Genomic DNA, 26,761 nt, shown 5'->3' on the forward strand with positions numbered 1-26,761 from the left:
CCCAGAGCACACCATGGAACTGGCCAAGAGTTTTGAGCCCGCGGACATCGAAGCCCGCTGGTATCCGGAATGGGAATCGCGCGGTCACTTCGACGCCGGACTGGACAAGTCCAACCCCGACGCCTTCTGCATCCTGCTGCCGCCGCCCAACGTAACCGGCACGCTGCACATGGGTCACGGCTTCAACCAGACCATCATGGATGCGCTCACCCGCTACCACCGCATGCGCGGCTTCAACACGCTGTGGCAGCCGGGCACCGACCACGCCGGCATCGCGACGCAGATCGTCGTCGAACGCCAGCTCGACGCCAAGGGCGTCTCGCGCCACGACCTCGGCCGCGAGAAGTTCCTCGAGAAGGTGTGGGAGTGGAAGGAATACTCCGGCGGCACCATCACCCGCCAGATGCGCCGCATGGGCACCTCGCCCGACTGGAAGCGCGAGCGCTTCACGATGGACGCCGGCCTGTCGAAGATCGTCACCGAGACCTTCGTCCGCCTGTACAACGAAGGCCTGATCTACCGCGGCAAGCGTCTCGTCAACTGGGACCCCAAGCTCGGCACCGCGGTGTCCGACCTCGAAGTGGTGTCCGAAGAGGAAGACGGCTTCCTGTGGCACATCACCTACCCCTTCTCTGACGGCCCGATCGAAGGCCTGCCCGGCCTCACCGTCGCGACCACCCGTCCCGAGACCATGCTCGGCGACGTCGCCGTGATGGTGCACCCCGAGGACGAGCGCTACGCGCACCTGATCGGCAAGACCGTCACGCTGCCGCTGTGCGACCGCGAGATCCCGATCATCGCCGACGAATACGTCGACCGCGAATTCGGCACCGGCTGCGTCAAGGTCACGCCCGCGCACGACTTCAACGACTACGCCGTCGGCCTGCGCCACAAGCTGCCGATGATCAGCATCCTGCGGCTCGACGCCCACGTCAGCGACGAGGCCCCCGAAAAATACCGCGGCCTCGACCGCTTCGTCGCGCGCGAGCAGATCGCGCAGGACCTCGAAGCCCTCGGCCTCCTCGCCGCGGTCAAACCGCACAAGCTCATGGTCCCGCGCGGCGACCGCACCAGCGCCGTCATCGAGCCGATGCTCACCGACCAGTGGTTCGTCGCGATGTCGAAACCCGGCGCGGACGGCAAGAGCATCACCGAAAAGGCGCTCGAATGCGTCTCCTCGGGCGAGATCCGCTTCTACCCCGAGAACTGGGTCAACACCTACAACCAGTGGCTCAACAACATCCAGGACTGGTGCATCTCGCGCCAGCTATGGTGGGGTCACCAGATCCCGGCCTGGTACGCCGACGTCGAAGGCGACGCCCGCGTGTGGGTCGCGCATTCTGAAGACGAAGCCAAGGCGCTCGCGGCGAAGGACGGCTACACCGGCAAGCTGCGCCGCGACGAGGACGTCCTCGACACCTGGTATTCGTCCGCGCTGTGGCCCTTCTCGACCCTCGACTGGACACCAGAGTGGCCGGCGAAGTCGAACGACGCGCTCGACCTCTACCTACCGTCGTCGGTCCTCGTCACCGGCTTCGACATCATCTTCTTCTGGGTCGCCCGCATGGTCATGATGACCAAGCACATCACGGGCAAGATCCCGTTCCGCGACGTCTACGTGCACGGCCTGATCCGCGACGCCGAAGGCCAGAAGATGTCGAAGTCGAAAGGCAACGTGCTCGACCCGATCGACCTCATCGACGGCATCTCCGTCGAGGATCTGGTCAAGAAGCGCACCTTCGGCCTGATGAACCCGAAGCAGGCGCAGAGCATCGAGAAGAAGACGCGCAAGGAATTCCCGGAAGGCATCGCCGCCTTCGGCACGGACGCGCTGCGCTTCACCTTCGCCTCGCTCGCCACGCCGGGCCGCGACATCAAGTTCGACCTGTCGCGCTGCGAAGGCTACCGCAACTTCTGCAACAAGCTGTGGAACGCCACCCGCTTCGTGCTGATGAACTGCGAAGGCCACGACTGCGGCATCGACGCCACGGCCGGCAGCCCCGCGTGCAACGCCGAGAAGCTCGACTTCTCCTTTGCCGACCGCTGGATCGTCTCCCGCGTGCAGCGCACCGAAGCCGACATCGCGCAGCACTTCGAGGACTACCGCTTCGACCTCGTCGCCAAGGCCGTGTACGAGTTCGTGTGGGACGAGTATTGCGACTGGTACCTGGAACTCGCCAAGGTGCAGATTCAGAACGGCAGCGAAGCCCAACAGCGCGCCACCCGCCGCACCCTGCTGCGCGTGCTCGAGACCGTGCTGCGCCTCGCCCACCCGCTGATCCCCTTCATTACCGAAGAGCTGTGGCAGACCGTCGCACCACTCGCCGGCCGCAAGGACGCCGACAGCGTCATGCTCGCCCGCTACCCCGAAGCCGACCTCGGCCGCATCGATGAAGCTGCCGAAGCGAAGATCGCGGAGCTCAAGGCCATCGTCGGCACCTGCCGCAACCTGCGCAGCGAAATGGGCATCTCGCCCGCCCAGCGCATGCCGCTGGTCGCGGCAGGCGACGCCGCCGCACTGAACGTCTACGCCCCCTACCTCGCCGGCCTCGCGCGCCTCTCGGGCGTCGAGATCGTCGCTGACATCGGCGCCGACGAACTCGCCCCGGTGTCGGTGTCCGGTGCCTTCAAGCTGATGCTGCGCGTTGAGATCGACATCGCGGCCGAGCGCGAGCGCGTCGCAAAGGAGATCGCCCGTCTCGAAGGCGAGATCGGCAAGGCCCAAGGCAAGCTCGGCAACGCCAGCTTCGTCGAACGCGCTCCCGCCGCCGTCGTGCAGCAGGAACGCGATCGCCTCGACGCCTTCGTCGCGACGCTGGAAAAACTGCGCCCGCAGCTCGAAAAGCTCGATCGCAGCTAAGCGACATCGCGCCAAAAAGGAAGGGGCCGCCCGGCGTTCGGGCGGCCCCTTTCTCTTGTCCCAAGCCCGAACCGGCCGGAACGATCAGGCTCCTACTTGCGCTTCAGATAGAACTCGAACGCCTTGTCGGCCGTTTCGCCCTGCTGCAGCAGATCGTTCCCGGTCTGCCGCGCAAACGCCTGAAAATCCTTCACCGAACCGGGATCGGTGGCCAGCACCCGCAGCACCTGACCGGCGCTCATCTCGGCGAGCGCCTTCTTGGCCCGCAGAATCGGCAACGGGCAAGTCAGCCCGCGCGCATCGACTTCCTTTTGAAACTCCATTACGCGTAACCCTCACTGACAGTTACCGCAATTCTACCCCAAGGCCATATCGTCGCCGACGGCCTGCAACGGAACTGGCGCAGTCGCATGAATGCGCATTTCGTCGGATCGCTTGCGCAAACGCTCATGGAAGCACCGATTCGTCGATACTGTTATCCGGGTCAAGCGCCGTGGGATGTCGGGCGGTAAAGCCGAAAGCCGAGTTTGGCAAGTGCACTGCCAATCGAAGCGCAGGAGACGACCCGAACGCTGCGTGGCGGGATACGCTGCGCTGCTCCCGCCCTACGAGGGCACAGCGTTCCGACACGCCTGGCGCAGGCACGGAACGTAGGGCGGGAGGAGCCGAAGGCGTATCCCGCCATGCGGCCCTTGGGCCGCCTTCGACCACGGGACTCGCAGGATCCGCTGCACAACTCCCGCCCTACGCGGTTTCATGCAATTGCCCAGGCAACGGAACCCCATGGATATCACTCCGAACGGCCGTTCTTGCGCTCCTCGCGGCGGCGTTCGCGTTCCTGTTCCTTGAGTTCGCGCAGGCGCGCATCGACCGCGGAAAGTTCGTAAAAATTGCCGTCTCCGGCCCGGCGCGCGAGCTCAAGCTGCTCGATCGCAGCCGGCACAGCCCCACGCAGTACATACACTTCGGCCTGTGCGCGATGCTGTGCCGCACGACGCCCCTGCTCGGCCTCCGAACGGGCCAGGAAGGCCCACAAGCGCGGATCCTCCTTGCGATTCTGGACTGCTGTCCGTGCCATTGCACCGGCATCACGTGCGCGCCCCGCCTGGAGCATGGCATCCATCAGCGCGTACCGCAGCGCCTGGCTCTCGGGGAAGCGTTTCTGCGCCGCTTCGAGGATCTGCACCGCACCGGCGGCATCGCGCTGCGCCAGCCGCAGCTCCGCTGCCAGCATGTCGACGAAGGACGACGGAGGCGCCTCGCGCCTCAGCGCCTCGACCTGCTTGCCGGCCTCGTCGAGACGGCCCGCCGCAAGCAGCGCGCGCGCATAACCGTACCGCTGTGCGACATCGCTGCCGTTCTTCGCGATTTGCGCCTCGAATTCGCGCACGGCATCGATCGGCGGCATCGCTCCAACGCGCAGCTTCGCGCGCACGAAACCGAACTCGGGCGAATCGGGAACCTGTCGGTAACGGAGTTGCGCCACGCGGTTCCCCATGTCGGAGATCCGCTCCTGGGTAAGCGGGTGCGTGCGCAGGTAGCTCGGCGCATTGTTCTCGTACAAGCGGCTCGAACGCTGCAGCCGCTCGAAGAAGCTGGGCATGCCGCGCACGTCGAAGCCGGCCCCTTCGAGCGATTGCAGGCCCAGCCGATCGGCCTCGCGCTCGAAATCCCGCGTATAGCCGAGCTGCGCCTGCAGCGCCCCTGCCTGCCCTGCGGCGATGGCCGCCTGGCTGAGCTGCCCGTCGCCGCGCGCCGCGAGCACCGCCACCAGCATGGAGGCCAGCATGACCATGCTGGTCTGGCTCTGCTTGCCGAACATCTGCGCGATGTGCCGCTGCGTGACGTGGGCAACCTCGTGCCCGAGCACCGAGGCCAGTTCGGACTCGGACTCCGCCGTGACGATCAGCCCCGTATGCACACCGATGAAGCCGCCCGGCATCGCGAAGGCGTTCAGCGTGCCGTCGCGCACGACGAAGAACTCGAACTCAAGCTCGGGTGCCGAACTCGCCGCAACGAGTCGACGTCCCATGCGGTTGATGTAATCCTCAACCTCGGGATCGTCGAGATAGCTCGCCTCGCGCCAACGGATCTCGCGCATGATCGACTCGCCGAGCTTGCGTTCCGCAAGCGGCGAAAGTTCCGAGGCGCCCACGTCGCCGAGATCCGGCAAACCGGCCGCATTCACCGGCGGCACGAGGGCGGCGCACATCAGCAGGATAAGAATTCGTCTGATCATCGGGTGCTATGATACCGGCCCACCACCAACCGTTCAGCGCGGAATGTATCCCTCTGTACGAGACCGCGCACACCGAGCCATGACCGAGCAGAAAGCTTCCGCCCTCACCCACTTCGACGCCCAGGGCCAGGCCCACATGGTCGATGTCGGAGACAAGAGCGAAACCCGCCGCGTTGCCGTCGCCCGCGGCTCGATCAGCATGAAGCCCGAGACCTTTGCGATGGTCAAGTCCGGCAATGCGAAAAAGGGCGACGTCATCGGCATCGCGCGCATCGCGGCGATCCAGGCATCGAAGCGGACCAGCGACCTGATCCCCCTGTGCCACCCGATCCCGCTCACCCGCGTCGCCGTCGAATTCGCACTGGACGAGGCGCAAAGCCGCATCGATTGCAGCGTCACCGCCGAAACGGTCGGCCGGACCGGCGTGGAGATGGAAGCACTGACGGCCGTGAACGTGGCCCTGCTCACCATCTACGATATGTGTAAAGCCGTCGACCGCGGCATGCGCATGGATGGCATCCAGCTGATGGAGAAGCTCGGCGGGAAGTCGGGGCACTGGGTCGCGGGGCAATAACCCTACCCAACCTCCAGCACTAGCCGTTTAGCGCCGGTCGCCCCCCCGCAGCCGAAGCGCTCCCTTGGCTGCCGCGCCTTAAGCGTTTCCACACACTTGCACTTAAAAAAAACGGGGCGGCTTACGCCGCCCCGTCCTGAGCCACGTTACAAGATCCGCTTACTGGAACTTGTAGATGTAGCGTGCGCCAATGAAATTGGCGGTCTGCTTGGGCTTGTTCGAGACGACGGTACCGTCGGTCGTCGTACCGTAGGTGAAGTCCGAACCGTTCGCAAAGTTCCAGGTCCAGTCGTCGGTCTTCCAGCGCTCATGGATCAGATCGAGTTGGACATCCGCGTTCTTCCGGATGGCGTAGCGCGCGAACATCGAAACACGGGTGAGCGTGTTCTCGATGTCGGGCAGACGCGCACCGGTCGCACGGAATCCAGTGGTATCAGACGGGTAGGTCGCCTGCAGACCACCGAGGCCACTGAGTTGCGTATCCTCGTCATATGAACTTTCCGTGCGAGTCCATTGCACGTCGGCACCGATCTTCAGCTTCGAGGTCAGAGCTCCCCGCAGACCCAAGCCTACAGAATTGCCACGATCTTCGAGTTTGGCGTCCTTCGACATTTCGAAGATCTCGGTGACACGGTCCCAACGGCCCGCAAGCTGCTTGGCACGCGTCACGTCGTGCGATGCCCAGCCGGTCAGCTCCCACTTGTCGGAGAAGGCATAGCGCGCATCGACCGAGACCAGCGTCGCACGACCGTCCTTCAGCCCCCACGGACGACCATCTTCGCGAGCGTAGTCGTCGTGCGAGTCCTCGACGTTGAACTGCATGCTGAAGGCCTCGGCTGGCGTCCAGTCCAGCGACATCCGCCACTTATTGCGCGTACGGTCGGCGATATGCAACGGATTGATCGCATCGAAGATATGCGGATCATGCGGCGTAACGCGTACCGATCCGTCACGGGTGCTGTGCAGGAAAGCCACCGAGCCGTTAACCGTTTCCGACATCGAACGACGCAGCTGCAGGCGATACGTCGTTTCCTCGATGCTCTCGGCGAACGGCACGTAACGCTCGTCCAGGAACTTCGGAGCAGAGCGATCCTGATCCTTGAAGTCGACGCCACCGATCAGCTTGAAACGTTCCGGCAGCAGGTATGAGGCCTCGAACTTACCAGATTTGGTTTCATTCGAATGCGGAGTGTTGTGCACAATGACCCGTGGCGAAGTTCTCGTCGCGGGAACATCGACGAACGTCGCAAGCGGGGTATTGTCGTCGACATCGTGATAGCGCAGGTTCGCATTCAACGAGAGCTTGCTAGTCGGTCGCGAGCTGAGCCCAAGTTCCACAAGCGAGGTGACAATCTCGCCATCCAACTTGTGAGGCGCACCGACAAACGGCGCATTCACACCCGCCAGTCCGATGCTCGGAATGGTCTCGTCCTGAGTGGCCACGCTACGCGAGACCTTGAGCGTTCCACGCGTAGAAGGTGTAAACGCGTAGCCCGCATTCAGGAAGAACTGGTGCGCCTCGTTGTCGAGCGGCAATGACAAGGGAGTCGAAGAAGGAGAACTCGCGCTTCCAGTCGCTGTAAGGCAGTTAACTGGATTGTTATTGACCTTAACGCCCGCGCACACCATGTCATTCTTGTTGCGATACCAACTACCGGCATAGCCCCCGGCAAGCTGCAGCTTCTCGCCGGTATATTCCAGCGTGACGTCGAGCTGCTGGGTGGTACTGTCGATCGGCTCGGCAACGAAGAGTGCCGCGCTGCCAAGGCCCCAGTGCCGGCTGCCGTTCTTTTCCTCGTTCTTGAAGCTGAGCTTGAGATCGAAGTCCTTGAGCAGGTTCTTGCTGAAGCCAACATGGATGAGATCGCGGTACGTTGCCAGATCCACATCGTGGAACGGCAGCGCGTTGGTGCCTGCGCCGCTGATGGTCATGCGCTCGGATCCCACGCCACGGATACCGGAGCGGATTTCCAGCGGATTCTCGCGGGGGATGCGCGAATAGTTCACGAAACCGCCCATGTTGCCCTGCTGCTGTACCTCAACTGAGATCTTGCGGCTCTCCAGTCCAAGACTATCGCCTTTGAACTTGAACCAGGTACCCGTGGCGTCGTCGCGCTTCACCACATCGGCGTCGATAAGGGCATAACCGTGATCATCCCGCATCCCGTCGAAGATGCCCTGTTGCGGACGATCGTTGGTCCAGTAACCGGCACCCACCGAGATGGAACTATCCGGCTTCGTGAGCGCCTTGAGATCATCGTCCTCGGCGAAAGCCGAACCGTATGCTGCAAGCATGGCAGCCGCTACTGCGGTCAGCCTGAATGTCGTGTTGATAGTTTTCATGTCAATCTCCCTCGGCCCGATCAGCGACGGAAGCGCCCAGCGGTCGCATTGTTCACAGTGCTGTTGCTGCCATGGATATTCGTATGGCAATTCAGGCAGCCGCGTCCGACGGTACCTAAGAGGCTCGTGTTGGTCGTGCGATCGGTCGGCAGGCCGGCGAGTTGGCTCGGGTGGCTGTTGTGGCTGTGGCATTCCTGACACAGGTAGGGCGCGCGCGCCTTCAGGAGATTGGCGACGTTGGTACCGTGCGGGTTGTGGCAGATCGCACAGTCTTCGGCCACCGGCTGGTGGTTATGCACGAACGGGCCACGCTTTTCCATGTGGCAGGAATAGCAGGTGTCGTTCACGCTGGCCTTCTGGAGCTGCGAGGGATTGTCGCCATGCACGTTGTGGCAGGACGAACAGCTCATCTGGCCTTCCGGCACGGGGTGGTGAGAGGGACGAGCGAACTGGGCGCGCTGCTCCTTGTGGCAATTCGAGCACACTTCGGGCTGCGACTTGGCTTCTCGAACCTTGTCGTGGCCGTCGTGGACCGTGTGACAGGAAGCACAGGTCACGTCACGACGCGCGTGGGTGCTGTTCTGCCAGAAGATGCGGGTGCTGCCCTGGTGACAGCTCAGACAGGCGGCATTCTGGGCCTCGGGCGAAGTCGCGGTGTTCTTCTTCGTGAAACCGACGTCCACGAGCGGTGCCGGGCCGGTGCCGCGACCGGCTTCCTTCACGTGCTTCTCGCTCTCGCCGTGGCAGTTCGTACAGCCCGGCGTGCGCTTGTCGGCAACGGTGCCGTGCTTGGTCTTGCCGATGCGCAGGGCTTCGGGCGAGTCGTTCTCGTCGTGGCAGCTCGTACATTTTGCATCGCCCGTGAGGACGATGTCCTTGGGCGCTTCCTTCTCGGCAGCGGTCGCAGTCAACGCCGGAAACAGGCTCCCGGCGAGGACGGCGAATGCGCACGTGCGCAGCGCTTTTCCTAGCAGCTTCATATTAACCCCCTGATTTGCTGATGAGTGGCGCGCACCGTGGCGGTGCGCGCCGGATCTCTTGCCGCGTGTTACTGGGCGCGGATCCAGTCGATGAGATTCTTGATCTCGGCCTTGTCGGTGGTGTCGATCACCTTGTGCGTTTCCTCGGTGCCGTCCTCGAGCTTCACCTTGTGCTCCTTGGTGACCTGCTCGATCATTTTCTGCTCGGCATCCGCCTTGTCCTTGTACTTCGCCGAGATCTTCTTGTAGGACGGGCCCTTCTTGGTCTTGTCGACCGCATGGCACTTGAAACAGTCGTTGCGCTTGGCGGTGGCCTTGGCCGCGTCGGCGTCCACGGCCATTGCGGCCGGGGTAGCGAGGGCTGCCGTCAGTCCGACCAGGATCATGCTCGCAAGAATTCGTGCCTTCACGCTGATTCTCCTTTCGATATATGCACATCCAAATACCCGTGGGCGTCGGAGCGAGACCCTCCGGATATTTTGCTGGTGGAATATACCCCCAAATTTTGAAAGGGTGTTCGACACGAGCGTACAAAAAGACACAATTGCCTCGTTACAACACAAGACCTTGACACACTGACGGTTTTTTATACAGGATCCGTATTTCACTGCTCCGCTGCATATTACTGATGGCTAATTGAATGTATATGCAACACATCTTAATTAGCACATTGTGATGTTCGCATGAAGCAAGCGGACCGCGGCCTTGCCGATCCGGGAACCGGTCGGTCGTCACTGCGGGAAGTAGTAATGGGGGCAGCCGACACATTGCCTTCCGGCAACGCCGCGGTCGGAAGAGCCTGACGCGCCGGCGATGGTCGGGGCGATGCCCGCCGGCTATTCGAGGACTTGCAGTCCCGAACTCAGGACGAGTGATTGGCCGGACACGCGATCGCGGACGGTTGCGATCACCTTGTACCGGCCGGTACGGTCGTGCGGATCGAAACTGACCTGCATGCTGCCGTTGCCGAGATGGAGACGCCCCGGCATGGATTCTGCAGACCACAGGGACATCGAGCCGGCGGGAATGTAGCCGCCGTCCGGACCCTCGAGCGCAAGCTCGGCGACGACATCGCATCGGCCGGTCGCATCCCTCGCACATCCCTGGAAGACTAGCATGGCCGTGACCGACGATCCGCGCTTGACGGTCGCAGTGGCGGGCAACTGGAGGGGCGTGCTCGCCATCCGCCACGCCTGCAGGAAGCGCATCTCGTCAGGAGTGAGCACGAGCTGGGCGCCGAAGTGCTCGGCTCCGTGCGCGTCGCTGCGCGCTGCATCACGATTGTGCTCGCCGGCAGTCCAGGCGCCATGCGCAAGGAGCGGAAGACATGCGGCAAAGGCCGCGGCGCAACGTCTCATGTTTGCAGCCCGATCAGTTGGAGACGGAGTACGCGATCGGCGAGGGTTGCCGATACCGGGGATTGGGCATCCCGCGGTGAGGGCAGGCCGGAGCGTGCTCGTGGCGCGATTATCACATCGACATCGAGTTGATCGGACTGCTTTTACAACTGCACACAAGAAGGGAGGTGTTGCGGGTGAGATTCCCCACAATTGCCGGACGAACGGGAGTTTTGCCCGATCACGAGACCCGCGAATGAGCGGTCTCGCGCCGGAGCGATGATTATTTACAGCTTCTGGTGGACGCCGTCGCACATCACGCCGTTGCCCGACTGCTTACAGCCGCAGAAGTAAGCGGTCTTGCTTTCCTCGGCCTTGTACTCGACCGGGGTGAAGCTGCTGCCCTGATGGGACCCGTCACAGAAAGGCTGCTTGGCGCTCTTGCCACAGGAACACCACCAGTAGCTCTTGCCAGCCTCGATGTCGACTGCGTAGGGGGATTTCTGGGCGATCTTTGCGGTTTCGTTCGACATGCGTCGACTCCTCATGCGGTGGATAAAAAAGCCACCCCGGATTACGGGGTGGCGAAAGTGATCCCCAGGGGGCGGGATCAATGGAGACGGAAAACCGGATTACTGCTTGACGGCCTCGACGGCGATCTCGAGGGTGACTTCGTCGCCGACGTGGGGGGCGAACTTGCCGGCACCGAAATCGGAGCGCTTGACGACGGCGGAGGCGTTGGCGCCGCAGGCTTCCTTCTTGAGCATGGGGTGCTCCATGCAGTGGAAGGAGGTGACCTCGAGTTTCACCGGCTTGGTGACGCCCTTGATGGTCAGGTTGCCGTCGACCGAGGCGAGCTTGTCGCCGCTGAAGTTCAGCTTGGTCGACTTGAAGGCGATCGTCGGGTACTTCTCGGTGTGGAAGAAGTCCTCGCCCTGGATGTGGCCGTTGAACATTTCAAAGCCGGTATCGACCGACTTGGCATCGATCGTGACGTCGACCACGCCGGACTTGGCGGCGCGATCGAGCTTGATCGTGCCGGAGGTCTTGTTGAAGCGGCTCTCCTGCTTCGAATAGCCGAAGTGGCTGTAGGCGAAACGCGCGAAGGTGTGCGAGCCGTCGATATCGAAGGTTTCCGGGGCGGCCATCGCGGGGGCGGAGACGGTGGCGGCGAGGATGGACGCGAGGGCGAGGCGCTTGAGTTGCTTCATCTTGAATCTCCTGAATTCAGGTTTGGTTTGGATAGGAAGTGGGTCTTGTTGCAGGGAGGCTTATTTCGCAGCGCGGCGTTCGGCTTCGACGTGGAAGCTGACCTTGACCTCGTCGGCGACGATCGAGGTGTCCGACCAGCTGCCGTCGCCAATGGCGAACTCCAGCCGCTTCAGGGTGAAGCCACCGTCGAACGCAGCGGTGTTGCCGTTCTGCGTGACGGTTACCGGCGTCGTCACGTCGCGGGTTTTGCCCTTGATCGTGAGCTTGCCGGTCATTTCGTAGCGGTCGCCGCCGAGGGGTTTCACGGACGACGACACGAAGGTCGCGGTGGGGAAGGACTTGATGTCGAACCAGGGCTTGCCGACGACCTCGCTGTTCGCGTCTGCGGAGCCCGCATCGATGCTGGCGAGGTCGAGGTCGAGACGCACGGTGGAATTCGCCGGGGCGGCCGGATCGAAGACGAGATCCACCTTGGCCTTCTTGAAGTGCCCCTTCACCGGCACGTTCATCTGCTTGAAGACGAAGTCGATGCGATTCTTGGCGGGCTGCACCTGATCGAAGGTACCTGCGGGTTGCGCCGCGTGGGCGCCCATCCCGACCAGGGGCAGCGCTAGCGACAGGATGGTGGCAGCGAGAATTTTCTTGCCTTGCATGGCGTGGATTCCTTTGATTGTCCGGATCAGCGTTTGAGCAGGGGCACCATGCGCACCAGCGTTTCGTCGCGGTCGATGATGTGATGTTTGAGCGCGGCCGCGATGTGCAGGCCGACGAGGATCAACAGGCCGGAAGTGAGGACTTCGTGGGCCGACTTGAGCAGGTCGCCCAGGGCCTCGTCCTTGCCTACGAGATCAGGCAGCGGAATGAGCCCCAGATAGACGACCGGGAAGCCTTTGGCCGAACTCATGAGCCAGCCGGTGAGGGGCACGGCGATGATCAGCACATAAAGCACGACATGGGTCAGCGACGCCACCGCGCGTTGCCAACCGGGCATGGTATCGACCGGCGCAGGCACCGGTCGCGTGAGGCGCAGGAACAGGCGGGGGATGAACAGCAGAAGCACGGTGAAGCCGATCCACTTGTGCCACGAGATGAGCTGCAGCTTGCGCGGTGACAGGGACAGGTCGGTCATGTAGTAGCCGAGCGGCAGTGCAACGAGCACCAGGATGGCGACCATCCAGTGCACGATCACCGCCGGTTTTGAGTATTTGTTGCTTGCATTCATTGCGTTTCCCCCTGATTCCGTTGTTATCGTTTCGGCGCTCAGACTGCGCGGAAGAACTCAGCTATCAGGCAGTCGATCGACTTGGGCGGATGACCGACCAGTGCGGCGAAATCGTTGGTGGTGCGCGCCATGTTGTTCGCGGCGACCGCGGTGTACATGTTCGCCATGGCGCGGGCGAGCCAGGCGGACATGCCGGCGCCCTCGAGCATGGCGGCGTAGGCGTCCTCGCCGAGCGGTTCGTAACGCAGCGTCTTGCCGGTCGCGGCACCGACCCGCGCAGCGAGGTCGTGATAGTCTTGGGCAGTCTGGCCGGTAAGTTCGTAGATGCGTTTCTCGAGCCGCGGCGCGACTGCGGCGGCGGCGATCGCCCCCGCAAGCTCGCTGCGTGACAGGTAGCTCGCCCTGCCCTCCCCGGCCGGCAATTGCAGCAGGCCGCAACTGAGCGCGCCGGCAAAGGTCATGGGCAGGAAGTCCGCGTACATGCCATTGCGCAGGATGGTGTAAGCGACGCCGGACGCGGCAAGTGCCGCTTCGCTGTCGGCATGCACCTGCGCGAATTCCGACGGCGACGCTGCGTCGGCGCCGAGGAAGCTGGTGTAGAGGATGTGTTCGACCCCGGCGGCGCGTGCGGCTTCGATTGCGTTGCGGTGCTGGGCGATGCGCTGCGCCTTGGGGCCGTCGGTGGAGACGATCACCAGCCGCGTTGCGCCGGCGAAGGTCGCACGCAGGGCTTCGGTTTCGTCGAAGTTGCCACGGCGCACTTCGATGCCTCGTGCTGCAAGCGCCGCGGCGCGCTCAGGATTGCGGACGCTGACGGCGAGCCGGCCGACTCCCGCCTCCGGCAGCCGCACGGCGAGCTGCTGCACGATGTGCAGTCCTAGCTGCCCTGTTGCTCCGGTTACGAGAATCATATTGGCGTCCTTGGGGTGCGTGCTTAGCGTGTAAGCGCACTTTATGGGATTGATTGGTTCTAAAATAGCGGACCCAAGCAAACTCTTTGTTGCACCGAGGAGAACAATGGATCGCTTGCAGGCAATGGAAGTGTTTGTGCGCGTTGCGGAAGCCGGAAGTTTCACCGCGGTCGCGGACCGCCTGAATGTCGCCCGCTCGGCGATCACGCGGCAGATCGCGGCGCTGGAGGCACACCTGGGCACCAAGCTGCTCGCCCGCAGCACGCGGAGACTGAGCCTGACTTCGTCCGGCTCTGCCTACCTGGAAAAGTGCCGCGAAATCCTGGCGATGGTCGAGGCGGCGGAGGGGGACCTGGCGGGCGAGAAGCAGGCGCCGCGCGGGCAGATTCGCGCAAGCGTGCCGATGAGCTTCGGTGTTCGCCACCTGATGCCGCTGGTCGCGGACTTCATCACCACCTATCCGGAAGTCAGCGTCGACGTCGAGTTCAGCGACCGCCGCGTGAATCTGATCGAGGAAGGCATGGATTTCGCCGTGCGCATCTCCGAACAGATCGATCCGTCTCTGGTGATCCGCCGTCTCAGCCGGAGTTCGCTGGCGGTGGTCGCCTCGCCCGATTATCTGGATCGGCACGGTCGACCCCAGCATCCCGACGAGTTGCTGCAGCACCACTGCCTCACGTACACGCTGGGGTCCAGCCTGGGCTGGAATTTCACTGTAAACGGGGAAACCCATTCGGTGCCGGTAAAGGGGCGTTTCCGAGCCAACAACGGCGATGCCCTGCTGGATGCGGCGATCCGCGGGCTGGGGGTGGTGCGCGAGCCGAGCTTCCTGACCTCGCAGGCGGTGCGGGCCGGCCTGCTGGAGGTGTTGTTGCCGGAATACTCGACGACGGAATTGCACATTTACGCGGTGTTTCCCGGCACACGCTATGTGCCGCACCGCGTGCGCACGCTAGTCGATTATCTGGCCGAGCGCATCGGACCGGTTCCGTACTGGGACTGACCCGCTCAGAAGGTCATCCGCCACGGCAGCTCACCCTGGATGAACAGGCGGGCTTCGTCCGAGGCGGGGCGGGAAAAGAAGCGCTGCACCGAGGCGTGCTCCCGCACCCGTCCGGCGCTCATGAAGACGACGTCGTCGCCCAGGCGGGTAGCCTGGCCGAGATTGTGCGTGGTCATGAGGATGCGCGTTCCGTCGGTGCGGATCTCGCGGACGATGCGCTCGACTTCGGCAGTCGCGGAGGGATCCAGGCTGGCGGTGGGTTCGTCCAGCAGCAGCAGGCGCGGCGCAGTGACCCATGCACGGGCGAGCGCCAGGCGCTGCTGTTCGCCGCCGGACAGCAATCGCGCACTCTCGGACGCACGCGCCAGGAGGCCGACGCGATCGAGCATCCGCGCGGCGCGACGCCTGCGCTCGACGCGCGGGATGCCGTGGGGCTTGAGCGCCAGGGCGACGTTTTCCAGCACCGAGGCGCGCAGCATCATCGGGTGCTGGAACACCATCATCACGCCGAGATGGGGGCGCGCGCCCCCGCCCCAGTCGATCCGCCCGCCCGTGGGTTCGAGCAGGCCGCAGATCGTGCGCAGCAGCACGCTTTTGCCGGCACCGTTGGGGCCGAGCACGAGCGTGATGCCCTCGCCGCCGAGTTCGAGTTCGATGCCATCGAGGACGCTGCGGCCGTTGGGCTGGAATCGGATGTCGCACAGACGCAGGGGAAACATGTTCAGCCGTACCTGCGCATCGCCCAGCCTCGCATCGCGAATGCCGCGGCATTGAGGACGAGAATGACCGCGACGAGCACGATGCCCAACGCAATGGCGAGCGGCAGGTCGCCCTTGCTGGTTTCCAGCGCGATCGCGGTGGTCATGACGCGCGTGGCGTGGTCGATGTTGCCGCCGACGATCATCACCGCACCCACTTCGCTCATGGCCCGCCCGAGTCCGGCAAGGACGGCAACGAGCAGCGAATGGCGGCAGTCGTACAAGAGGGTCGTGACGCTTTGCATCCATGTGAAGCGCATCGCCCTGAATTCTTCGGCATAGCGCTGCCACGAATCGTCGATGATCTGCCGTGCGATGGCGGCCATCAGGGGCACGACCAGCAGGGTTTGCGCGACGACCATCGCCGCAGGCGTGTAGAGCATGCCCAGCCCGCCGAGCGGGCCCGAGCGCGACAGGACCAGATACACGACCACTCCGACCACCACGGATGGAGCCCCCATCAAGCCACTGACGACGACGAGCGCCGCACTGCGGCCGGGGAAGCGACCTACCGCCAGACAGGCGCCGAGGGGAAGGCCGATGACTGTGCCGAGGATCACGGCCGAGCCGCTGACCTGCAGCGACAGGACGGCGATTTCGACCGCGCGGTGATCGAAGGTGGCAAGTAGAGCGAAGGCGTCAGCGAAGGTCGCGGCGAGTCCGTACATGCGTCGGAGCATAGCGCAAGCGCTGCGTTTCGGGAGCCCTGCGCGGCATGCAGAACGGAAACCGCCTCACCCGCCGCCGCGCTGCATCGCGCGGTCGAGCGGAACAAGCATGGCCCTGCGGTCCGACTCGGTGCCGCCGGAAAACTCGTAGCGCACGCCGAGGGTCTGCAACTGGAGGATGCCGAGCCGCCGCACACCGCGCGCGGAAACGTGAATGTCGAGCCGGGTCGGCCCGACGCGCAGGCGGAAGTGCCGGGGGGCGACGGTTTCGACTGCGCACGGCGAGGCCTTGCGCAGATCGCGCTCGAACTCGGCCACAGAGGCAGTCACCTCGCGCTCGAAGCGCTCGGGCACCGGGCCGCTTACGAAAGCCATGGAATCCTCTCCTTTGATCTGGGGGATGCAGTCCCCGACATTCTGGGCATATCACCCGAAAGCGGGGGCACGCGGCCAACCCGTTTCAGAATATTCGATCTGCGAATCAGTCACTTGCCGAATTATTGAGCTGGCCTGCTTGTTGCAGGTGCAGTAAGACTGCCCCGTACGGTCGCATGCGAAACAGTCATGTGGTCGCAAACCTCCAACCCCATCGCACCGCGCCCCGGCAACGCCGCTACCCATGTGGTGCCAGTTCCGCGGTGCTACGAGAGCGACATGGAAATCGCCGCGCTGCTGACCGACGGAGACGCGATGGCCCGCCCGCTGCTGCAGCGGCTGACGGGAGACGGCAACACGCGCTGGGACATTGATGAATGCCGCGTCGTGCAGGCTCGCCGGCACGCCGCACGGCCCGCGTCCGGCGATGGCAGCGCGTGGCTCGACATATGTTACCGGCTCGCCCTGCAGGACCGGGGCCGCGGCGCACGGCAGGCACTGTGGCTGTATGCGAAGGCCTACTCGCTTGGGCGCAGCGCCGATGCGTTCCGGGCGGCGCTGCCCGCTGCATGCGTGGTTCCCGGCTTGGGGGAACCGGTGATGCACATGCCGGAACTCGACCTCGTGGTGTGGCCGCTGCCGAATGATCCGGTGATGGAGCAACTCCCTGCCCTGCTCGATCCGGTTGCGGTCAGACCGCACCTGCCTTCCGGTGCGCTGGGGACCAAGGGGTCGGGAGGCATCGGCGAGGTGAGCGTGGTGCGCTACGAGCCCGAGGAGCATTGCCTCGCGCGAATCGCCATTCCCGGCGCAGCAGACGAGAAAGCGATCTACGGGAAGAGCTACGCGGGGGAAAGATGGCGCGACGCGCGCGACTGCATGCATTCCTTGTGGTGCACCGGTTGCGTCGATCCGCAGGCCTTCGTCGTCGGCCGACCGCTCGGCTCGTGCCCGGCGTTGCACGCGGTGTGGCAGGCGGAAGTGCGCGGCGAGCCGCTCGCGTTGCGCCTGGCCGGTCCGCATGCCGAAGCGACGCTGGATGCGGTGGCCGCGGCGCTGGCGGCGCTGCATGCCGGTCCGCTGATTGTGCGCGAGGCGCGTCAGCTGGCCGCAACCGTGACGCAGGCTCGTACGTGGTGCGCCGAACTCGGGGCCGAGGACGGGCGCTTTGCTGCCGATCTGGACGCACTGCTGTTTCACCTCGAGCGCGGCGCGGCACGGCCCCGTCGCGTGGTGACGACGCACGGTGACTTTCACGTGGACCGGATGCAGTGGTGGAACGGACGCATTGCGCTCTTCGACTATGACAGTTTCACCATCGATTCGCCGGCGCGCGACGTCGCCGGCTTCGTCAGCAACCTGCTGTGCCGCGACGATGGCAAGGCCGACTGGGCACAGCTGGCGGCGAATTTCGTCGCGCGTTATCGGGCGCACTGCGGCGGCAGGCTGGCGGAAACCGAACTCGACTGGCATCTGCAGTTCGCGCTGCTGCGAGAGGCGCACCGATGCTTCGCGCGTCACTGCGCCGGGTGGCAGGATAAGGCATTGCGCGCCATGATCCTCGCACGCGCCAGCCTCGCGTCGCTGCCACGCCGGGCAGGAAGTGTTCTCTAGCGGGAGTTCATCCGCCGGCGATCGGCGGCCAGATGGCCAGTTCGTCGCCGTCCGCGAGCGCGCGCGAGGCGCGCTGCGCAGCCGGGACGAAGTGACCGTTGACGAGTACGAGATGCGCGCTGCGCTCGGGGACGTTGAAGCGCGTGATCAGTTCGGCGATGGTCGTTCCCTCCCCGACCTCCAGTTCGATACGGTTGCCCTTGCGATCGGGCGGAAGGTGGTCGGTGAGGGAGGCGAAGAGCTTGAAGCCGATCTTCATGAGCGCATCCACTCCGGCATCAACGCGCAAGCGCCATCGGTTGCTGCGAGCGCGCGACGTAGGCCTCGACGAACTGCAACGGGTTGGCCAGCAGGCGGTCCTTCCATGCGCCCAGCTTCACTTGGCCGTGGATCAGGCCGCGCAGCGCGCCAACGTGCTGGGTGAGGCCGATCGAGGTTGCGCCGATCAGCACGTCGTCCTTGAACTGCAGACTGAGGTAGCGGAAGCGATTCTCGTCGACATGTTCGACCCCCGCCCCGCCGGCTTCGGTCCCTTCGCCCCACCACTGGCCGAAGGACGCCGAGATCAGGCCCAGCGTGTCGAGCACGTTGATGGCGAGCACGCCGTTGAGCTTTGTCGGGCGTCCCGCCATGTTCAATGCCGCGACGCGTGCCTGGTCGGCAGCGTTGGGCTGGATCGCTGCGACGAGGTGGGCACCGGTGAACAGGTCGGGCGCCTCGGCGACGTCGCCCGCAGCGAAGATGCCGGGGACGCTGGTCTCGAGCTTGTCGTCGACCAGCACGCCCTTGGCGACATGGACCGGCGTCGAGTCGAGGAAGGCGATGTTGGGCGCGACGCCCGCAGCGACGATCACGAGGTCGCACGGCAGGACTTCACCCGTCGACAGGGTGACATCGACGCCCCCCTCGCTGCCGCTGCGGTCGATGCGCTGCACGCCGGCGTTGGTAACGACGCGGATGCCCTTGTGTTCGACCCAGCGCTTGATCATGCCGCCGGCCTTGGGCGTCATCATGCGCGGCACCATGCGGTCACCCATCTCGACGACGGTGAGTTGCACGCCGCGCGCGGCGAGCGCCTGCATGATGATGCAGCCGATGAAGCCGGCGCCGAGCTGCAGCACGCGCGAACCGGGCTTGGCGAGCCGGGCGATGGCGCGGGCGTCGTCGAGCGTCCAGCAGGTCTGCACTTCGGGCAGGTCGACGCCGGGAATGGGCGGGCGCACCGGGTGTGAGCCGGTCGCGATCAGGAGTCGGTCGTAGTCCTCGAAGTGGCCGTCGTGGAACAGGATGCGGCGTTTGTCGGTATCGAGCGACACGGCACGTGCGCGCAGCTCGCCGATGTTGAGCCTGCGGAAATGCTCGGGGGCTTTGCGCAGGTAGGTGCCCGACTCGTCGATGTTCTCTTCGAGCAGGTAGGGAATGGCCATGCGCGAGTACGGCGGGACGTCCTCGCTGCCGACCATCAGGATCTCGTCCGCGGGGGCGGCGCGGCGCAGCGTTTCGGCCGCGACGACGCCGGCGGGGCCGTTGCCGAGTATCACGTGTTTCATCGGTTCGTCCTCGTTTGGGCGATGAGACGCCCTTCCCGGCGGCACGGCGCCAGGAAGGGCTCGAACGCTCGCCAGGCGAGCGTCAGGGGATGCTCAGAGCCCGAGTCGCGCCAGGGTCTCGTCGGTTGGAACACCGTCCGGCGTCCAGCCACGCACCTTGTAGTACTCGGGCAGCATCTTGTCGAGCTGGTTCACCATCCCCTTGGCCGGACCGGTCTTCGCCGGTTCGGTGGTGAGGCGCGGCGGCAGGTTGTCGTCCTTGGCGGTGAAGCCGGCCGCGTTGTTGAACTGGCGCTCGAGGTTCCAGATGCGCTCGCCGACCTCGTTGAGCTTTTCCAGCGTCCACTCCTCGCCGCAAGCCGCCGCAACCTGCGGCTGCACGTCGGCCAGGGTCCAGGCGAAGGAGGTGAACACGCAGATGCCGGCCGCGTCGAACGCCGCCGTCGCGTCCTGGAAGGCCTTCACGAGTTCGGCCTTGCCCTCCGTGGCGAGCGGGTCGGTCTTCACCGGGATGCCCAGCACTTCGGAGGCGACGGTGTAGCCGCGCAGGTGGCAGGCGCCGCGGTTGGAGGTCGCATAGGCGAGGCCCATGCCCTGGATGCCGCGCGAGTCATAGGCAGGGAATTCCTGCTTCTTGACGCTCATCGACAGCTCGGGATGGCCGTACTTCGCGCACATGCGCGCGGAGCCCTGGCCGATCTCCTTGCCGAAGCCTTCGCCACTGGCAGTCATCTCGGCGAGCTTCGCCAGCGCCTCGGCCGAACCGAAGGGAGTGTCGAGGCCGATCTCTTCCTTCTTCAGCACGCCCATCTCGTAGAGCTCCATCGCCGCACCGACGGTGGCGCCGAAGGAGATCGGATCCATGCCCTGCTCGTTGCACAGCATGTTGGCGTACTGCAGCGCCTCGAGGTCGCCGACGCCGTTGGCGGCACCCAGCGCCCACGCCGCTTCATACTCCAGGCCGCCCGAGGCGCCCCAGTACTGCGGGCTGTTCTTGACGGTGAAGTGGTTCTTGTCGAGTTGCGAGATGCGCCCGCAGGCGATCGTGCAGCCGAAGCACGCGGCATTGGTGACGAGGTGCGACTTGCCGTCGGTGGGGCGCTTCTCGTGCATTGCCTCGGCGGAGATCTTGGAGGCGTCCTCGAACTGCACGTCGCGGTGGTTGCGCGTGGGCAGCGCGCCGATCTCGTTGATGACGTTCATCAGCACCTGGGTGCCGTACTTGGGCAGGCCCTGGCCGGTGACGGCGTTGTCGGCGAGCACCTTCTTGGCGTCCTGGGTGGCCTTGAGGAAGGCCGGGAAGTCCTTGATGCCCGCAACGCCCTTGGTGCCGCGCACGGCGACCGCCTTGAGGTTCTTCGAGCCCATCACGGCGCCGACGCCGGAGCGGCCGGCCGCGCGGTGCAGGTCGTTGATGACAACCGCGAACAGGACCTGGTTCTCGCCCGCCTTGCCGATCGAGGAGACGCGGATCAGCGGATCCTGGTGGTCGGCCTTGATCTGCTCCTCGGTGTGCCAGCAGCTGGTGCCCCACAGGTGCGATGCGTCGCGCAGTTCGGCCTTGTCATTCTCGATGAAAAGATAGACGGGCTTGGGCGATTTGCCCTCGAAGATGATCATGTCCCAGCCGGCGAACTTCAGCTCGGCGCCGAAGAAGCCGCCCGAGTTGGAACAGGCGATCGCGCCGGTGAGCGGCCCCTTGCAGCTCACGGTGTAGCGGCCGCCGGTGGAGGCCATCGTGCCGGTGAGCGGGCCGGTGGCCATGATCAGCTTGTTGTCCGGCGACAGCGGATCGACCTTGGGGTCGATCTCGGAGACCAGATACTTGGCCGAAAGGCCCCGTGATCCGAGGTATTCGTTGGCCCACTCCATGTTGAGGGGCTCTTCCTTGCACGTGCCCTGGGTGAGGTTCACCCGCAGGAGCTTGCGATTCCATCCCATGGTATTCCTCTCCTCTCAGGCCGCCGATGCGGGGGTGTTGGCCTTGGCGGCCCAGGCCTGCATGCGGGAAAGCCCCGTCCAGTTGGCGTCGATGTAGGTGATGGCGCCGGTCGGACAGGCTTTCGCACAGGCGGGATCACCCTCGCACAGGTCGCATTTCTGGACCTTGCCGCTGGCCTGGTTGTAATTGACCGTGCCGAACGGACAGGCGATCGTGCATACCTTGCAGCCGACACAGGTGTCCTTGAACACGATCTTCGCGCCCGTGGTCAGGTCGAGCCGGATGGCGTCGACCGGACAGGAATGCATGCACCACGCCTCGGTGCACTGGGTACAGGTGTAGGGCACCTTGCGCCCTTCGTGTTCGAAATTGAAGACCTTGATCAGCGAGTTGCTGGGATTGATGACCCCGGTGTGCTCATACGAGCAGGCCATTTCGCACTGCAGGCAGCCGGTGCACTTTGCGGGGTCAATGTGAAGGGATTTCCACATCGATGTACTCCTCCGTCGTTTGTTTCGCTTCGGGACAACGTGTCGCAGATCGCAAATATCATGCCACGAACCATGCCGCAAGCATGGTTTTCACACTTCAGTTCAACTTGCCCAGTTTGCGGTAAAGGGTGTTGCGGCTGACGCCCAGTCTACGCGCGGCGGCGGAGACGTTCCCCCCTACCTCGCGCATCACGGTGGTGATCGCTTCGAGTTCGATTTCATCGAGGCTGCGCGGCGTGCTTGCAGCGGCTGCCTGAGGCACGATCGCTGCGGACGCTGCAGGCAACGCGGCCGCGAATGGCGAGGCGGCCGCCTGTGCCGCGAGCGCCACCGGCCGTTGAAGCGGCTCCGCGACCTCGTCGCCGCCGTCGATGCCGAAGAGCTCCTCGGGCAGATGCACCGAGGCGATCTCGTGCTCGTCGTCGTCGAGCAGCGCGACCGCCACCCGGATAACGTTCTGCAGCTGACGGACGTTGCCCGGCCACGGATAGCGCTCGAAGAAGCCCATGACCTCCTCGCTAATGCCGATCGGGCCGCTGCGGCGGTCCGCGGCTTCCATCTCGAGCAGGTTGGTGACGATGTGGCGGATGTCGGTGCGCTCGCGCAGTGGCGGCAGGGTCACGGTGAGGCTGTTGACGCGGTAGTAGAGGTCCTCGCGGAACAGGCCCTGCTTGACGGCGTCGCGCAGCACACGGTGCGTCGCGCACACGAGGGAGATATCGACCGGGATCGACTTCATCGAGCCGATCGGCGTGACGCTGCGCTCCTGCAGCACGCGCAGCAGGCGCGCCTGCATGCCCAGCGGCATGTCGCCGATCTCGTCGAGGAACAGGGTTCCCCCGTGCGCCTGCTGCAGCTTGCCGACCGCCCCCTCGCGCCGTGCACCGGTGAAGGCCCCGCCGACATAGCCGAAGAGTTCGGACTCGATGAGATTTTCCGGAATCGCCGCGCAGTTGAGCGCAACGAAGGGGCCGTCGTTGCGTGCACCGCTGTTGTGGAAGGCGCGCGCGAAGAGCTCCTTGCCGACGCCCGACTCGCCCTGGATCAGCAACGGGATGTCCTTGCCCTGCACGCGGCGCGCACGGTCAAGCGCCAGTTGCAGGCGCGCGTCGCCGGTCGCGAGGCAATCGAGCGTGATGAGCGACTTGGAGCGGTCGCAGGGTTTGCCCGCCGGTCTTGCCGGGTCCGCCACGGACTGCTGCAGTCGCGGCGCAGAAACCTCGGCGCGTGGGCGGCGATGGCCGCGCACCTGCACATACACGGCTTCGCCGCGGCGCATCTCGAGCAGCAGCAGGTCGTCGGGGGCATTGACGGCGCGGTCGAGCAGCTGACCGAAGCCCGTACGGAACAGGCTGCCGAAAGTGGGTGCATCGGCGAGCCCGGCCGGCAGGGCCAGCCATTCGCGCGCGACCGGGTTGGCACCCACGATCCGCCCATCGGCATCGACCGCGAGCATCGCTTCCTGAAGGCTGCCGACGTATTCGGGGCGAGGATGGAAGGCGATGCGGACCTCTTTGGCGAACTCCGCCTCGAAGAGGCGTTTTTCCAGCAGCTGCACCGACAGGCGCACGAGGCCGAGCGTATGGCGCTGGTTGTTGCGCGAGTCGCCCGAGATGTCGAGCACGCCGGCAACGTGCCCCTGGGCGTTGAACACCGGCGCCGCACTGCAGGTCAAAAACCCGTTGCGTTCAAGGTAGTGCTCCGCACCATGGATCTCGACCGCGGCACCTTCCTGGATTGCGGTGCCGATCGCGTTGGTGCCGCGAACCGCCTCGTCCCACGACGCACCGGGCTGCAGGGCGACACGTTGCGCGCGGCCGACGAAGTCCGGATCACCGAGGCAGTGCAGGATCATGCCCCGCGTGTCGGCGAGGATGACCATGCTGCCGGAGGCGCGGATCTGCTCGAACACGTGCTCCATGATCCCGCCGGCGTGCTCCAGCAGCCTCGCGCTGCGATCGCGCGCATCGGAGAGCTGGGCGCGGCCTGCAGGATCGATCAGGTAGGCATCGAGGTGGTCGAGCCCGCCAGTGCGACAGCGCTGCCAGGAACGCAGCACAGGAGGGGCGAGCCCGGCCTCTGGCGTCTGACCAAGCTCGAAGAAAAATCGTCGCGCGTCCGAAATGGTGTTCTCGCGGCGATCCCGCAACTGCGGCAATACGGCCATCTTCTCCTCCTCTCCTGCGCGTCACTTTTGGGACTATTTTTTTGTTTGTCCCTTGTGTCAGAAAGTAGCACCTGCACCAGGTCGAAGCAATCGGTCATCCGACTCGGCAACAACAGAGGAGCAATTTTCCTGCCAGCAGCTTTCAGGCGCCTTACCAAGGAAATAGGCCGTTTTCGTCACGCTCGACCGACGTGGCACAGGGCTTGCGAAGGACTGTGCAGATCCGGCACCCCGGGCGTCGTCAATCAGAGATGAGGAATCAGAAGGTGGACAAGCACAACGACAAGGAGACATTGACCCGCAAACTGCGCGCCGCGGCCCTGGCCGTGGGACTCGCGCTCGGAGCGGGACTGGCCCACGCACACGGCGACGTGACGCCGCAGGCGGTGGATGTATCGACGCTGCCGAAGCTCGGCGAGGACTGGCGCGAGGTGAACCCCTACCGCGACAACACTGAAGCGATCCGCATCGGCGATTCGGCCTACAACCAGAACTGCGCGCGCTGCCACGGTCTTGGCGCGGTATCCGGTGGTATCGCGCCCGACCTGCGCAAGCTCGACATCGCGCCCGAAACGGACGAGTATTTCCTGCAGCGCATCCGCAATGGCGTGAGCCGCAACGGCGCCGTATACATGCCGCCGTTCGAGGGCATGCTGTCGCAGGAGGCAATGTGGGCAATCAAGGCCTGGCTGGAGACCGTACGTGAAAAATGACCGACGCGCATTCCTGATCGCAGCGGGCGCCATGATGGCAGGCGCCCTGCTCCCGGCCCATGCGGCCGCACAGCCCGAAGTGCAGCAGGCGGGCACCCTGCGGGTGGCCGTCTATGCCGACTACGCGCCCTTCTCGGCGCGCGGCAAGGGGATAGACGTGGCCCTCGCGCAGTCGCTGGCCGAGCGCCTGGGACTGCGTGCGGAGATCGTCGAGTTCCCGGCCGACGAGAACATGAACGACGACCTGCGCAACATGGTGTGGAAAGGGCATTACCTCGGCCACCGCCCGGCCGACGTGATGATGCATGTGCCCGTGGATGCCCAGTTCGCGGCCCAGAACGACAAGGTGGCGATCTTCGGCCCCTACCACCTCGAGACGATCGCGATCGCGCGCAATCCCGAGCGCGTGCCGTCGGTCGCCGGTTCGGCCGCGGTCGCATTCGAAGTCTTCACGCGCGAGAAGATCGGCGTCGAACTCGACACCCACGCGAGCGACTTCATGCTCCACGTGATGAACGGCCGCCTGCGCGACAACGTCGTGCATTTCCGCAGTGTCGCCGAAGCTGCTGCGGCGATGGCGAAGGGTGAAGTGAGCGCGGTGATGGCGCCACGCAGCCAGCTTGAGGGCGCATTCAAGGAGCAGCGGCAGTTCGCAATCGACACGCTGACCATGCCCGAATTGCGCGTGAAAGGCTGGCCGCTGGGGATGGCCGTGAAGGCAGACCACAAGGATCTGGCCGCTGCCCTTTCGGAGGCGCTGGCGGACATTCAGCGCTCGGGCGAGCTCGCTCGCATCTTCTCGGCCCACGGCGTCACCCACAGGGTTCCCTGAACGCACTTCGGGGCACTCTGCGCCCCGAAAGATTGCCGGATGCTCGATCAAACCTATGCAAGGTTTTGCCGAACATCCGGCTTCCTTTTTTACCTTGTTGTTCCGTTTTGGAGCACCTGCTCCATGGCGTGACATCAGGGGTCAAGCAGGCTTGCCCCCCGCCCGCCTGAGCATCCCACGTTGCGGATCGTAGCCGCGCACCGCGAGGACGAAGAACACCGCCAGGCAGCCCGCGACGATCGCGAGCGAGGTGGCGGCGAACTGGCCGTAGAGCGCGAAGCGGATCGCCTCGACCGCGTGCGTGAAGGGGTTCCACTGCGCCACCGCATGCACGACGGCCGCACCTGACTCCTCCAGCTTCCACAGCGGATACAGCGCGGGCGAGACGAAGAACATCGGGAAGATCACGAAGTTCATCGTGCCGGCGAAGTTCTCCAGCTGGCGCACCTGCACCGACAGCAGCAGCCCCAGCGCGCCCAGCATCATGCCCGCGAGCACGATCACCGGCAGGGCGGTGAGCCAGCCCGACCACGGCACCTCGACGCCGAAGAGCCATGCGATCACGAGAAAGACGTAGGCTTGCAGCACCGACAGCAGGGTGCCGGCAAGGAGCTTGGCGAAGAGCAGATACCCGCGCGGCAGCGGCGCGGTGAGCAGCAGCCGCATCATCCCCATCTCGCGGTCGTACACCATCGCGAGCGAGGACTGCATGCCGTTGAAGAGCAGCACCATGCCCAGCAGGCCCGGCACGATGTAGACCTGGTACGGGATGTAGGTGTCGTAGGGCGGGATGATCGAGACGCCAAAGACGTTCTGGAAGCCCGCCGCGAAGACGACGAGCCACAGCAGCGGGCGCACGAGGGCCGAGGCGAAGCGTCCGCCCTGGCGCACGAACTTGGCGAGCTCGCGCCCGGCGATGGCCTGCAGCGCGAGCCCGGCGTGGGAGAGTCTCATGGGCCATCCTTTCCGT

The 26,761-nt window shown here is 64.8% G+C and carries 26 protein-coding genes; 6 read left to right on the forward strand and 20 right to left on the reverse strand.

What is annotated here, in order from left to right:
- Positions 1-13: 13 nt before the first annotated feature.
- Positions 14-2,860, forward strand: a complete 2,847-nt coding sequence (locus U5817_RS16370) for a valine--tRNA ligase (protein WP_407278075.1) — start codon at positions 14-16, stop codon at positions 2,858-2,860.
- 92 nt (positions 2,861-2,952) lie between these two features.
- Here the strand turns inward: U5817_RS16370 and U5817_RS16375 are convergent, their stop codons facing one another.
- Together U5817_RS16375 and U5817_RS16380 are read right to left on the reverse strand one after the other, a co-directional pair.
- Complete coding sequence (locus U5817_RS16375; protein WP_018990453.1) at positions 2,953-3,183, reverse strand: sulfurtransferase TusA family protein; 231 nt, start codon at positions 3,181-3,183, stop codon at positions 2,953-2,955.
- A gap of 467 nt (positions 3,184-3,650) precedes the next feature.
- Entirely contained in the window at positions 3,651-5,099 is a 1,449-nt protein-coding gene (locus tag U5817_RS16380; protein WP_407278076.1) for a M48 family metalloprotease, read from the reverse strand.
- Between the two features lie 79 nt (positions 5,100-5,178).
- Between U5817_RS16380 and moaC the strand changes: the two genes are divergently transcribed.
- Positions 5,179-5,673, forward strand: coding sequence for a cyclic pyranopterin monophosphate synthase MoaC (gene moaC / locus U5817_RS16385; RefSeq protein ID WP_407278077.1), 495 nt, complete (start codon positions 5,179-5,181; stop codon positions 5,671-5,673).
- 159 nt (positions 5,674-5,832) lie between these two features.
- Here moaC and U5817_RS16390 read toward each other — a convergent pair whose 3' ends face one another.
- From U5817_RS16390 to U5817_RS16430, 9 genes are all read right to left on the reverse strand, one after another.
- Positions 5,833-8,016 carry an MtrB/PioB family decaheme-associated outer membrane protein gene (locus U5817_RS16390; RefSeq protein WP_407278078.1) on the reverse strand — a complete coding sequence of 728 codons (2,184 nt, stop codon included), beginning with the start codon at positions 8,014-8,016 and terminating at the stop codon, positions 5,833-5,835.
- Positions 8,017-8,036: 20 nt separating this feature from the next.
- Entirely contained in the window at positions 8,037-8,996 is a 960-nt protein-coding gene (locus U5817_RS16395) for a DmsE family decaheme c-type cytochrome (protein ID WP_407278079.1), read from the reverse strand.
- A 68-nt stretch (positions 8,997-9,064) separates the two neighbouring features.
- Complete coding sequence (locus tag U5817_RS16400) at positions 9,065-9,406, reverse strand: c-type cytochrome (RefSeq protein WP_339379988.1); 342 nt, start codon at positions 9,404-9,406, stop codon at positions 9,065-9,067.
- 426 nt (positions 9,407-9,832) lie between these two features.
- Positions 9,833-10,354 carry a hypothetical protein gene (locus U5817_RS16405; RefSeq protein WP_169126990.1) on the reverse strand — a complete coding sequence of 174 codons (522 nt, stop codon included), beginning with the start codon at positions 10,352-10,354 and terminating at the stop codon, positions 9,833-9,835.
- Between the two features lie 266 nt (positions 10,355-10,620).
- Positions 10,621-10,866, reverse strand: a complete 246-nt coding sequence (locus U5817_RS16410; protein WP_169126992.1) for a CDGSH iron-sulfur domain-containing protein — start codon at positions 10,864-10,866, stop codon at positions 10,621-10,623.
- A gap of 99 nt (positions 10,867-10,965) precedes the next feature.
- Positions 10,966-11,544, reverse strand: a complete 579-nt coding sequence (locus U5817_RS16415; RefSeq protein WP_169126994.1) for a YceI family protein — start codon at positions 11,542-11,544, stop codon at positions 10,966-10,968.
- 60 nt (positions 11,545-11,604) lie between these two features.
- A complete protein-coding gene (locus U5817_RS16420; protein WP_169126996.1) occupies positions 11,605-12,198 on the reverse strand; it encodes a YceI family protein in 594 nt (197 codons plus the stop codon).
- A 26-nt stretch (positions 12,199-12,224) separates the two neighbouring features.
- Positions 12,225-12,767, reverse strand: coding sequence for a cytochrome b (locus tag U5817_RS16425; RefSeq protein ID WP_407278080.1), 543 nt, complete (start codon positions 12,765-12,767; stop codon positions 12,225-12,227).
- Between the two features lie 38 nt (positions 12,768-12,805).
- A complete protein-coding gene (locus U5817_RS16430) occupies positions 12,806-13,678 on the reverse strand; it encodes an SDR family oxidoreductase (protein WP_169127000.1) in 873 nt (290 codons plus the stop codon).
- A 43-nt stretch (positions 13,679-13,721) separates the two neighbouring features.
- On the opposite strand from U5817_RS16430, the gene U5817_RS16435 reads away from it, so the two are divergent.
- A complete protein-coding gene (locus tag U5817_RS16435; protein ID WP_407278081.1) occupies positions 13,722-14,681 on the forward strand; it encodes a LysR family transcriptional regulator in 960 nt (319 codons plus the stop codon).
- A gap of 5 nt (positions 14,682-14,686) precedes the next feature.
- Here U5817_RS16435 and U5817_RS16440 read toward each other — a convergent pair whose 3' ends face one another.
- The 3 genes from U5817_RS16440 to U5817_RS16450 form a co-directional block, all read right to left on the reverse strand.
- Positions 14,687-15,400 (reverse strand): phosphate ABC transporter ATP-binding protein, encoded by a 714-nt coding sequence (locus tag U5817_RS16440; protein ID WP_211167006.1) that lies wholly within the window; start codon positions 15,398-15,400, stop codon positions 14,687-14,689.
- 2 nt (positions 15,401-15,402) lie between these two features.
- A complete protein-coding gene (locus U5817_RS16445; protein WP_169127046.1) occupies positions 15,403-16,107 on the reverse strand; it encodes an ABC transporter permease in 705 nt (234 codons plus the stop codon).
- A 66-nt stretch (positions 16,108-16,173) separates the two neighbouring features.
- Positions 16,174-16,482, reverse strand: coding sequence for a hypothetical protein (locus U5817_RS16450; RefSeq protein ID WP_169127004.1), 309 nt, complete (start codon positions 16,480-16,482; stop codon positions 16,174-16,176).
- A gap of 279 nt (positions 16,483-16,761) precedes the next feature.
- On the opposite strand from U5817_RS16450, the gene U5817_RS16455 reads away from it, so the two are divergent.
- Entirely contained in the window at positions 16,762-18,096 is a 1,335-nt protein-coding gene (locus U5817_RS16455; protein ID WP_407278083.1) for a hypothetical protein, read from the forward strand.
- A 7-nt stretch (positions 18,097-18,103) separates the two neighbouring features.
- On the opposite strand, the gene U5817_RS16460 is transcribed toward U5817_RS16455, so the two are convergent.
- The 5 genes from U5817_RS16460 to U5817_RS16480 form a co-directional block, all read right to left on the reverse strand.
- Entirely contained in the window at positions 18,104-18,355 is a 252-nt protein-coding gene (locus U5817_RS16460) for a MoaD/ThiS family protein (protein ID WP_169127008.1), read from the reverse strand.
- A 19-nt stretch (positions 18,356-18,374) separates the two neighbouring features.
- Positions 18,375-19,646: an NAD(P)/FAD-dependent oxidoreductase gene (locus U5817_RS16465; protein ID WP_169127010.1), complete on the reverse strand. Its 1,272-nt coding sequence runs from the start codon at positions 19,644-19,646 to the stop codon at positions 18,375-18,377.
- Positions 19,647-19,739: 93 nt separating this feature from the next.
- Positions 19,740-21,587, reverse strand: coding sequence for an aldehyde ferredoxin oxidoreductase family protein (locus U5817_RS16470; protein ID WP_169127012.1), 1,848 nt, complete (start codon positions 21,585-21,587; stop codon positions 19,740-19,742).
- Positions 21,588-21,602: 15 nt separating this feature from the next.
- A complete protein-coding gene (locus tag U5817_RS16475; RefSeq protein ID WP_169127014.1) occupies positions 21,603-22,079 on the reverse strand; it encodes a 4Fe-4S dicluster domain-containing protein in 477 nt (158 codons plus the stop codon).
- Between the two features lie 97 nt (positions 22,080-22,176).
- Positions 22,177-24,246: a sigma-54-dependent Fis family transcriptional regulator gene (locus U5817_RS16480; RefSeq protein WP_407278084.1), complete on the reverse strand. Its 2,070-nt coding sequence runs from the start codon at positions 24,244-24,246 to the stop codon at positions 22,177-22,179.
- A 251-nt stretch (positions 24,247-24,497) separates the two neighbouring features.
- Here U5817_RS16480 and pedF point away from each other — a divergent pair, with 251 nt between their 5' ends.
- A complete protein-coding gene (gene pedF, locus U5817_RS16485) occupies positions 24,498-24,959 on the forward strand; it encodes a cytochrome c-550 PedF (RefSeq protein ID WP_211167007.1) in 462 nt (153 codons plus the stop codon).
- A complete protein-coding gene (locus U5817_RS16490; protein WP_169127020.1) occupies positions 24,949-25,791 on the forward strand; it encodes a transporter substrate-binding domain-containing protein in 843 nt (280 codons plus the stop codon). The genes pedF and U5817_RS16490 overlap by 11 nt, the downstream gene beginning before the upstream one ends.
- A 141-nt stretch (positions 25,792-25,932) precedes the next feature.
- Here U5817_RS16490 and U5817_RS16495 read toward each other — a convergent pair whose 3' ends face one another.
- Positions 25,933-26,745: an ABC transporter permease gene (locus U5817_RS16495; RefSeq protein WP_407278085.1), complete on the reverse strand. Its 813-nt coding sequence runs from the start codon at positions 26,743-26,745 to the stop codon at positions 25,933-25,935.
- Between the last annotated feature and the right edge of the window lie 16 nt (positions 26,746-26,761).

It is taken from the genome of Aromatoleum evansii (assembly GCF_045689615.1).
Classification (GTDB): Bacteria; Pseudomonadota; Gammaproteobacteria; order Burkholderiales; family Rhodocyclaceae; genus Aromatoleum; species Aromatoleum evansii.

Excerpts from the sequence above, each read along its gene's own strand:
- U5817_RS16370 (WP_407278075.1), top strand. The coding sequence starts at position 14 with ATGGAACTGGCCAAGAGTTTTGAGCCCGCGGACATCGAAGCCCGCTGG.
- U5817_RS16375 (WP_018990453.1), bottom strand. The coding sequence starts at position 3,183 with ATGGAGTTTCAAAAGGAAGTCGATGCGCGCGGGCTGACTTGCCCGTTG.
- U5817_RS16380 (WP_407278076.1), bottom strand. The coding sequence starts at position 5,099 with ATGATCAGACGAATTCTTATCCTGCTGATGTGCGCCGCCCTCGTGCCG.
- moaC (WP_407278077.1), top strand. The coding sequence starts at position 5,179 with ATGACCGAGCAGAAAGCTTCCGCCCTCACCCACTTCGACGCCCAGGGC.
- U5817_RS16390 (WP_407278078.1), bottom strand. The coding sequence starts at position 8,016 with ATGAAAACTATCAACACGACATTCAGGCTGACCGCAGTAGCGGCTGCC.
- U5817_RS16395 (WP_407278079.1), bottom strand. The coding sequence starts at position 8,996 with ATGAAGCTGCTAGGAAAAGCGCTGCGCACGTGCGCATTCGCCGTCCTC.
- U5817_RS16405 (WP_169126990.1), bottom strand. The coding sequence starts at position 10,354 with ATGAGACGTTGCGCCGCGGCCTTTGCCGCATGTCTTCCGCTCCTTGCG.
- U5817_RS16410 (WP_169126992.1), bottom strand. The coding sequence starts at position 10,866 with ATGTCGAACGAAACCGCAAAGATCGCCCAGAAATCCCCCTACGCAGTC.
- U5817_RS16415 (WP_169126994.1), bottom strand. The coding sequence starts at position 11,544 with ATGAAGCAACTCAAGCGCCTCGCCCTCGCGTCCATCCTCGCCGCCACC.
- U5817_RS16420 (WP_169126996.1), bottom strand. The coding sequence starts at position 12,198 with ATGCAAGGCAAGAAAATTCTCGCTGCCACCATCCTGTCGCTAGCGCTG.
- U5817_RS16425 (WP_407278080.1), bottom strand. The coding sequence starts at position 12,767 with ATGAATGCAAGCAACAAATACTCAAAACCGGCGGTGATCGTGCACTGG.
- U5817_RS16430 (WP_169127000.1), bottom strand. The coding sequence starts at position 13,678 with ATGATTCTCGTAACCGGAGCAACAGGGCAGCTAGGACTGCACATCGTG.
- U5817_RS16435 (WP_407278081.1), top strand. The coding sequence starts at position 13,722 with ATGGGATTGATTGGTTCTAAAATAGCGGACCCAAGCAAACTCTTTGTT.
- U5817_RS16440 (WP_211167006.1), bottom strand. The coding sequence starts at position 15,400 with ATGTTTCCCCTGCGTCTGTGCGACATCCGATTCCAGCCCAACGGCCGC.
- U5817_RS16445 (WP_169127046.1), bottom strand. The coding sequence starts at position 16,107 with ATGTACGGACTCGCCGCGACCTTCGCTGACGCCTTCGCTCTACTTGCC.
- U5817_RS16450 (WP_169127004.1), bottom strand. The coding sequence starts at position 16,482 with ATGGCTTTCGTAAGCGGCCCGGTGCCCGAGCGCTTCGAGCGCGAGGTG.
- U5817_RS16455 (WP_407278083.1), top strand. The coding sequence starts at position 16,762 with ATGGAAATCGCCGCGCTGCTGACCGACGGAGACGCGATGGCCCGCCCG.
- U5817_RS16460 (WP_169127008.1), bottom strand. The coding sequence starts at position 18,355 with ATGAAGATCGGCTTCAAGCTCTTCGCCTCCCTCACCGACCACCTTCCG.
- U5817_RS16465 (WP_169127010.1), bottom strand. The coding sequence starts at position 19,646 with ATGAAACACGTGATACTCGGCAACGGCCCCGCCGGCGTCGTCGCGGCC.
- U5817_RS16470 (WP_169127012.1), bottom strand. The coding sequence starts at position 21,587 with ATGGGATGGAATCGCAAGCTCCTGCGGGTGAACCTCACCCAGGGCACG.
- U5817_RS16475 (WP_169127014.1), bottom strand. The coding sequence starts at position 22,079 with ATGTGGAAATCCCTTCACATTGACCCCGCAAAGTGCACCGGCTGCCTG.
- U5817_RS16480 (WP_407278084.1), bottom strand. The coding sequence starts at position 24,246 with ATGGCCGTATTGCCGCAGTTGCGGGATCGCCGCGAGAACACCATTTCG.
- pedF (WP_211167007.1), top strand. The coding sequence starts at position 24,498 with ATGAGGAATCAGAAGGTGGACAAGCACAACGACAAGGAGACATTGACC.
- U5817_RS16495 (WP_407278085.1), bottom strand. The coding sequence starts at position 26,745 with ATGAGACTCTCCCACGCCGGGCTCGCGCTGCAGGCCATCGCCGGGCGC.